We start from the raw sequence: 6,898 nt of genomic DNA, 5'->3' as shown, positions 1-6,898 counted from the left end.
CCAGCGGCTCGCCCAATGCCATCGCACAAAATCGCAGCCTAGCGCACAAAAGCGTAGTTTTGGTGCCCAGGGAGGGAATCATGCGCAATCACCGACACAATGAGCCGCTGTTTGTCCTTAGTATGGTGACGTAAGTGGGGGTGTCTCGGTTCGGATCCCTCCCGGCCCGCCATCAAAGTGTAGCGTAGTATAGCGTGCCGAAGGCGGCCGTAGCGTGGAATCGGCCTTCTCTATGCGTCCGAACGCGGGTTGTTTCGCGTTGCTGCATAGCCCCTTCTCGGCGAGCCCTCTGAAAGTCACGGCCTGTCCCGCGACATTTGCCAAGCAATACGACACTCAGCGAGCGCCAAATTTCAGCTCGCCGATCCTCGACACGATGGTCTTAAGGAGTGGTGACGTGTTGCCTTCGTTATAGCCGAGCGACAGGTCGATCGTCGGCGGCACGCCGGCAAGCGGCCTGCTGACGACAGTCGGGGGCAGCAGGTTGCGGGCATAGAGCGGCATCAGAGCAATGCCGCGGGTCGAGGCAACCAGCGACATGGCCATCGAGAGGTTGTCGACATAATGGTCGGGCGTGAGATCGATACCGAGCTTGGCGCCGTACGCATCCGTCACCGCTCTAAGCGCCGGGGACTTATCGTGGGGAACGCCGACGAGCTGCTCGCCGACGATATCTTCGACGGCAATGGCGCCATGTGTCGCCAAACGGTGATCTGCCGGCATGAGGACGATCAACGGTTCGTCAATCAGCCTTGTAAAGACGATTCCCGGCGCGTTGCGTTCATGCCGGAGGAAAGCGAGGTCGATCTTGCCACGCATCAGCCCGTCGGCGAGATCAGGCGATGACAGGCTGAGAATGACGACCTCCGTATTGGGCAGTTCGTCACGCATGATGCGCATGACCGCCGGCAGCCAATCGAATTCATGGCCCGTCAGGAAGCCAAGGACGAAGGACGCCTTGGCGGGCGCCGCCGCGCGTCGCGTCGCCTCGATCGTTGCTTCGACTTGAACGAGTACGGCACGCGCATAGTCGAGAAACACCCGGCCGGCGGCGGTCAGTTCAATGCCTTTTGCCCCACGAATCATGAGTTCGCACCCAAGCTCAGCCTCGAGGTCACGCATCTGCCGGCTGAGCGACGGCTGCGCGGTGTGCAACCGCTTCTCGGCGGCGACGGTCAGGCTGCCCTCTTCGGCGACGGCAATGAAGTAACGGAGGTGGCGCAGGTCCATGGAGCCATACTTAACAGGCATGGATACCAAGAAACAAAGTTCTTTTTCGCGGAAGCTCGTGAAGCGTATCTCCTTCCCTGCGGCCGAAACATCCAGCCGAATTTGCTCGAGCCGGACACCTCACCGCGTCCAGCCAGACAAACCAGGCATGACCAACCAAAGCGCCGTTTCGAAAGGAAATGATATGAATACGCCCGTAGTCCTGATCACCGGCGCGCTTACCGGCATCGCCCGCGCCACCGCTTTCGCTTTTGCCAATAAAGGGGCGAAGATCGTCGCCTCCGGTCGTCACAACGACGCCGGAGCCGCTCTCGTCGCCGAGTTGCGCGCCGCCGGTGCGGAAGCCGAGTTCGTCCGCGCCGATGTGCGCCACGAAGACGATGTTCGAGCGCTGGTCGACGAGACCGTCAAGCGCTTCGGCCGGCTCGACATCGCCGTCAACGCCGCCGGCACCGAGGGCAAACCAGGCCCGGCTGTCGAGCAGACCGCCGAGAGCTATGCCGCGACCTTCGACACCAACGTCCTCGGCACGATCCTCAGCATGAAACACGAACTGCGTGTGATGCAGGCTCAGGGTAGCGGCAGCATCGTCAACATCTCCTCCACCTTCGGGCACGAGGGCGGCGCCGGCGCGTCGATTTATGCTGCGAGCAAGCACGCGGTCGAAGGCCTGACCAAGTCGGTCGCGCTGGAGGTGGGCACGCTCGGTATCCGCGTCAACGCAGTGGCGCCAGGACCGATCCAGACCGGCATGCTCGATCGCTTCACCGGCGGCGAGGAAGTCAAGGCCTATCTCGCTACCCTCAATGCACAGAAGCGGATCGGCCAGCCCGACGAGATCGCGCGCGCGATCCTCTACGTGGCTTCGGACGGCGCCAGCTTCGTCACCGGCCACATCCTGACCGTCGACGGCGGCAAGTCGGCCGGCTGAGCCAAAGGGCGGGCCGGGCTGAGGCCCGGCCCCTCTGATCACGCACGACATCTTTCCCCTGTCTTCGCCTCCATTCAAAGGGCCTCGCCATGTCATCCGACCATCTGAAACTCTATGAGTCGAGCAGCTCGCCCAATTCGCGCCGCGTTCGCATCTTCATCGCGGAGAAGGGAATTTGCGTCTCGCGCGTCCCCGTTGATCTCGGCGCGAAAGAGCAATTCTCCGAAGCCTACGCCAAGATCAATCCGCGCCGGGTTGTCCCGACGCTCGTCCTCGAAGACGGGACGGCGATCGGCGAGGTGCCGGCGATCCTGCGCTATCTCGAAGAAGCGTACCCCAACACGCCGCTGCTCGGCACATCGCCTACGGACAAGGCGCTGGTGACGATGTGGGAACGCCGGATGGAGCTTGAGGGCTTCGCAGCGGTGATGGAAACCGTCCGCAACAAGGTTCCCGGACTCAAAGGGCGCGCGATCGCTGGCACGCACGATTACGAGCAGATTCCAAGTCTCGTGGAACGCGGCCGTCAGCGGATTGCGGACTTCTATGCCGATCTCGAGATCAGGCTCGGCGAGGCGTCGTTCGTCGCGGGCGATCGATTCAGCGTGGCCGACATCACTGCAGTCGTCACGGTCGATTTCGCGACCAAGGCATTGGATCTTGCGATCCCGGACGGGAATGGTGCGACCCGCCGTTGGTACGGCAAGGTCGCCGCGCGCCCCAGCTTCACGGCCTGACCACGGTCAGACCCCAATCTTCAGGAAGTACGCCATGACCTACACGCATGAGACCGCCCCGACGCGATATGTCGAGGCGAACGGCACCCGCTTCGCCTATCGCCGCTTCGGCAAGTCCGGCGACGTGCCGTTGGTATTCAACCAGCACTATACCGGGACCATGGACTATTGGGATCCGGCGGTAACCGATGGCCTCGCCCAGTCCCGCGAGGTGATCCTGTTCAACAATGCCGGCGTCTCCAATTCCTCGGGCGAGACGCCGAGCAGCTTCCAGGAGATGGGCGCCAACGCAATTGCCTTCATCCGCGCGCTTGGCCTTAAGCAGGTCGATGTGCTCGGCATCTCGATCGGCGGTTTCGTCGCGCAGGAGATAGCTCTGCAGGGTGGTGAGCTTGTCCGCAAGCTCATCCTCGTCGGCACGGGCCATCGCGGCAACGACATGACAGCAAGCCGTTCGGCCGAGATCTTCGCAGGCAGCTATGATCCGCCGGAGCATCTCTGGCTCGCGGTCCATTTCAAACCCACCGAAACCAGTCGGAAGGCCGGCCTCGCCTTCATCGAACGCAAGCTGCGCCGTCGGGATCGCGACCCGGAAGTGAGCGAGCAGACCGTTGCTGCGCAGGGAGAGGCGATCGGCAAGTGGATCACGCCGGACGAGAACGCCCTCGACTACCTGAAATCGATCAAGCAGCCCACGCTGATCGTGCAAGGCAGCGATGATGCCATCATCCCGACCTCGCACTCTCTCACGCTACAGCAGAACCTGCCGAACGCGCAGCTCATCATTTATCCCGACGCGGGCCATGGCTCCATCTACCAATATCCGGAACTGTTCGTAGCTCACGCGACGCTCTTCCTCGAACCCTGAGTCCATCGTCCATAAATGGCTAACTTACCGCCGATGCCCGGCGTCTTTCCGGACTACCCGGCCCCGGTGATCCGCAACACGGAAGCCGAACCTGAGATGACGCTGATGCGCTGGGGCATGCCTCCCCCGCCGCGCACAGGCGGACCGCCCGTCACCAACATCCGCAACACGTCGTCGCCGCATTGGCGCGGATGGCTCAAGCCGGAGAACCGATGCTTGGTCCCGGCCAATAGCTTCGCCGAGTACGCGCCAGAACCGAACCCGGAGACCAAAAAGAAGGATGTCGTGTGGTTCGCGCTCGATGAGGATCGGCCGTTGTTCGCACTCGCTGGCATCTGGACCACGTTCAACGGTGATCGCGGCACGAAGTCCAAGCCGATACCGGGGCCGCATCTGGTCTATGGCTTCCTTACGACAGCGCCGAACGCGGTGGTCGAGCCGATCCATCAGAAAGCGATGCCGGTGATCTTGACGACGGACGAGGAACGCGACGTTTGGAAGCGCGCGCCGTGGGATGAGGCGAAGGCGCTGCAGCGGCCGTTGCCGGATGACGCGCTAAAGATTGTGATGCGTGGTGCGGACAAGGAGGACCAAGCGGCAGCCTGACCGGGCCGCGCGATCTTAAAGAGGCGGGCCGCTAATGTTCTGAAATTACTTCCGCTTTCGGGGCATGACGGACATGGCCGGGCTTGTTGCTGGCTGAACCCGGTCGCGAATGACCCATCTCGGATTTCTCGTGTCGGTCACTCTTTGGCCGTGTCCTGGCCCCCTCAATTACCGCTCAAAGTGCTAGACTGCCCATCCCACTGGTCCTTGGAGGGGACAAATGTGGCGGCGGGAATTCATCTGGGTTCTTGCGGGGACTGTTGTCGCGTGGCCGCACGCGGCAAGCGCGCAGCAGGGCAGATTGGGCGCACGCCAGCGCAAGAATTAAGCAAAAGGGCCGAACCGTGCAGGGAGAGATGCATGCGGGTCGGGTGCAGGATGGCTGCCGCGATGTCGTGTCTGTTGGCAATCGGCAGTGCTGCGATCGCGGGTGAGCCAAAGCAAGGCGGTATATTCCGGATCTATCACCGCGACAGCCCCGGCAGCGCGTCGATCCATGAGGGCGCGACCAATTCGATCAATATCCCCTTCATGCCCGTCTTCAACAACCTGGTCATCTATGACCAGCACATCGCGCAGAACAGCCTGGACGACATCCGCCCCGAGCTCGCGGAAAGCTGGGCCTGGAGTGCCGACAAGAAGACGCTGACTTTCAAGTTGCGGCAGGGCGTCAAATGGCACGACGGCAAGCCATTCACGTCAGCCGACGTCAAATGCACCTTCGACCTGCTGATGGGCAAGTCGCAGCAAAAGTTCCGCCAGAACCCGCGCAAGACCTGGTATGGCCAGGTCAATGACGTAACAGCCAACGGCGACTACGAAGCCTCCTTCGATCTGAAGCGGCCGCAGCCCTCGCTGCTGGCGTTGTTGGCCTCCGGCTACACACCGGTCTATCCCTGCCACATAAGCCCAGCGGAGATGCGCACGCATCCGATCGGCACCGGCCCGTTCAAATTCGTGGAGTTCAAGGTCAATGAATCGATCAAGCTGACGCGCAACGAAAACTACTGGAAGAAGGGCCTGCCGTATCTCGACGGCATCGAATTCACCATCATTCCGAACCGCTCGACCGCGATCCTCGCTTTCATCGCCGGCAAGTTCGACATGACCTACCCGACCGAAGTGACGATCCCGCTGCTTAAGGACGTCAAGACGCAGGCGCCCAATGCGGTCTGCGTGGTGGCGCCGACCAACGTCTCCACCAACATCATCGTCAACTCGTCGAACCCGCCGTTCGACAATCTCGACATCCGCCGCGCGCTGGCGCTGGCGCTCGACCGCAAGGCGTTCATCTCGATCATGTTCGAAGGCCAGGGCGATATCGGTGGCACCATGGAGCCCGCGCCGGATGGGCTGTGGGCAATGCCGAGGGAGATGCTGGAGCAGATTCCGGGCTATGGCCCCGACGTCAACGCCAACCGCGAGGAGGCGAAGAAGCTGATGCAGAAGGCGGGCTACGGCCCCGACAAGCACCTCGCTGTCAAGGTTTCCACCCGCAACATCCCGGTCTACCGCGATCCGGCTGTCATCCTGATCGACCAGCTCAAGAGCATCTATATCGATGGCGAGCTCGACGTCGTCGACACCGCGCAATGGTTCCCGAAGGTCGCGCGCAAGGATTACACCCTTGGCCTTAACCTGACCGGCAACGCGGTCGACGATCCCGACCAGTCGTTCTACGAGAACTATTCCTGCGGCTCGGAGCGGAACTACACCAACTATTGCAACAAGGAGATCGAGAAACTGTTCGACCAGCAGTCGAAGGAGACGGACATCCAAAAGCGCAAGAAGCTGGTCTGGGAGATCGACAAGAAATTGCAGGAAGACGTCGCCCGTCCGATCATCTTCCATAGCCGCCAGGGCACCTGCTGGCAGCCCTATGTCAAGGGCGTCACCATCATGGTGAACAGCTCTTATAACGGCTACCGTTACGAGGACGTGTGGCTGAACAAGTAGGGTCCGCCGCAAAGCCACAGTAGCTTGGGTAGCCCTCGTCCAGAGAGTGGCACATGCCAGTCAGCATCGAACGGCGACAATTCGTATCTGTGCTTGGCAGCGCGATGGTGGTGTGGTCGCTCGCGGCGCGCGCGCAACAGCCGACGATGCGCGTGATCGGATGGTTGGCGAGCGCGACGACCAGAGTCATGCGACTTCCGTGCAGGTCTCGGAGAGCAAGGAGTCATCGAACGGAGTAACGCAGTGATTGAATACCGCTGCTCGGGGTTTACACGGGCAGGGTCTTCAACGGCGAAAAGCCGGGAGACCTGCCGGTGATGCAGCCAACCAAGTTCGAGCTGGTCATCAACTCAGAACCGCCAGGGCGCTCGGCCTGACCGTGCCACAAAAGCTGCTCCCGCTCGCAGACAAGGTGATCGAATAGCTAACCTTCGCGCATCGTTTGCTGCACTGCATGAGTCTGCTTGGACCCTGAGCGACGTGTTGCACCGCCACAAGACCTCGATCGCTAACGGGGCATAGATGGTGTAACGGGCCGCCGGCTGGCCGCGGTGGTTAAGGCGGCGAGAA

The 6,898-nt window shown here is 61.7% G+C and carries 6 protein-coding genes; 5 read left to right on the top strand and 1 reads right to left on the bottom strand.

Features of this window, described 5'->3' with window-relative positions:
- Positions 1-336: 336 nt before the first annotated feature.
- On the bottom strand, positions 337-1,230 hold the full coding sequence (locus ACFFWD_RS18255; RefSeq protein ID WP_376967537.1) for a LysR family transcriptional regulator: 894 nt from the start codon (positions 1,228-1,230) through the stop codon (positions 337-339).
- 184 nt (positions 1,231-1,414) lie between these two features.
- On the opposite strand from ACFFWD_RS18255, the gene ACFFWD_RS18250 reads away from it, so the two are divergent.
- The 5 genes from ACFFWD_RS18250 to ACFFWD_RS18230 all read left to right on the top strand — a co-directional run bounded on the left by ACFFWD_RS18250 (position 1,415) and on the right by ACFFWD_RS18230 (position 6,328).
- A complete protein-coding gene (locus ACFFWD_RS18250) occupies positions 1,415-2,161 on the top strand; it encodes an SDR family NAD(P)-dependent oxidoreductase (RefSeq protein WP_376967535.1) in 747 nt (248 codons plus the stop codon).
- 89 nt (positions 2,162-2,250) lie between these two features.
- Positions 2,251-2,898 carry a glutathione S-transferase family protein gene (locus tag ACFFWD_RS18245; RefSeq protein WP_376967533.1) on the top strand — a complete coding sequence of 216 codons (648 nt, stop codon included), beginning with the start codon at positions 2,251-2,253 and terminating at the stop codon, positions 2,896-2,898.
- Between the two features lie 34 nt (positions 2,899-2,932).
- On the top strand, positions 2,933-3,766 hold the full coding sequence (locus ACFFWD_RS18240; protein ID WP_376967531.1) for an alpha/beta fold hydrolase: 834 nt from the start codon (positions 2,933-2,935) through the stop codon (positions 3,764-3,766).
- 15 nt (positions 3,767-3,781) lie between these two features.
- Positions 3,782-4,372: an SOS response-associated peptidase family protein gene (locus ACFFWD_RS18235; protein ID WP_376967530.1), complete on the top strand. Its 591-nt coding sequence runs from the start codon at positions 3,782-3,784 to the stop codon at positions 4,370-4,372.
- 378 nt (positions 4,373-4,750) lie between these two features.
- Positions 4,751-6,328 (top strand): ABC transporter substrate-binding protein, encoded by a 1,578-nt coding sequence (locus ACFFWD_RS18230; protein WP_376967539.1) that lies wholly within the window; start codon positions 4,751-4,753, stop codon positions 6,326-6,328.
- The last annotated feature ends 570 nt before the right edge of the window (positions 6,329-6,898 follow it).

The organism is Bradyrhizobium erythrophlei (genome assembly GCF_042430365.1).
Lineage (GTDB): Bacteria > Pseudomonadota > Alphaproteobacteria > Rhizobiales > Xanthobacteraceae > Bradyrhizobium > Bradyrhizobium erythrophlei.
This window is presented reverse-complemented; position numbering and strand designations above follow the sequence as displayed.

Excerpts from the sequence above, each read along its gene's own strand:
- ACFFWD_RS18255 (WP_376967537.1), bottom strand. The coding sequence starts at position 1,230 with ATGGACCTGCGCCACCTCCGTTACTTCATTGCCGTCGCCGAAGAGGGC.
- ACFFWD_RS18250 (WP_376967535.1), top strand. The coding sequence starts at position 1,415 with ATGAATACGCCCGTAGTCCTGATCACCGGCGCGCTTACCGGCATCGCC.
- ACFFWD_RS18245 (WP_376967533.1), top strand. The coding sequence starts at position 2,251 with ATGTCATCCGACCATCTGAAACTCTATGAGTCGAGCAGCTCGCCCAAT.
- ACFFWD_RS18240 (WP_376967531.1), top strand. The coding sequence starts at position 2,933 with ATGACCTACACGCATGAGACCGCCCCGACGCGATATGTCGAGGCGAAC.
- ACFFWD_RS18235 (WP_376967530.1), top strand. The coding sequence starts at position 3,782 with ATGGCTAACTTACCGCCGATGCCCGGCGTCTTTCCGGACTACCCGGCC.
- ACFFWD_RS18230 (WP_376967539.1), top strand. The coding sequence starts at position 4,751 with ATGGCTGCCGCGATGTCGTGTCTGTTGGCAATCGGCAGTGCTGCGATC.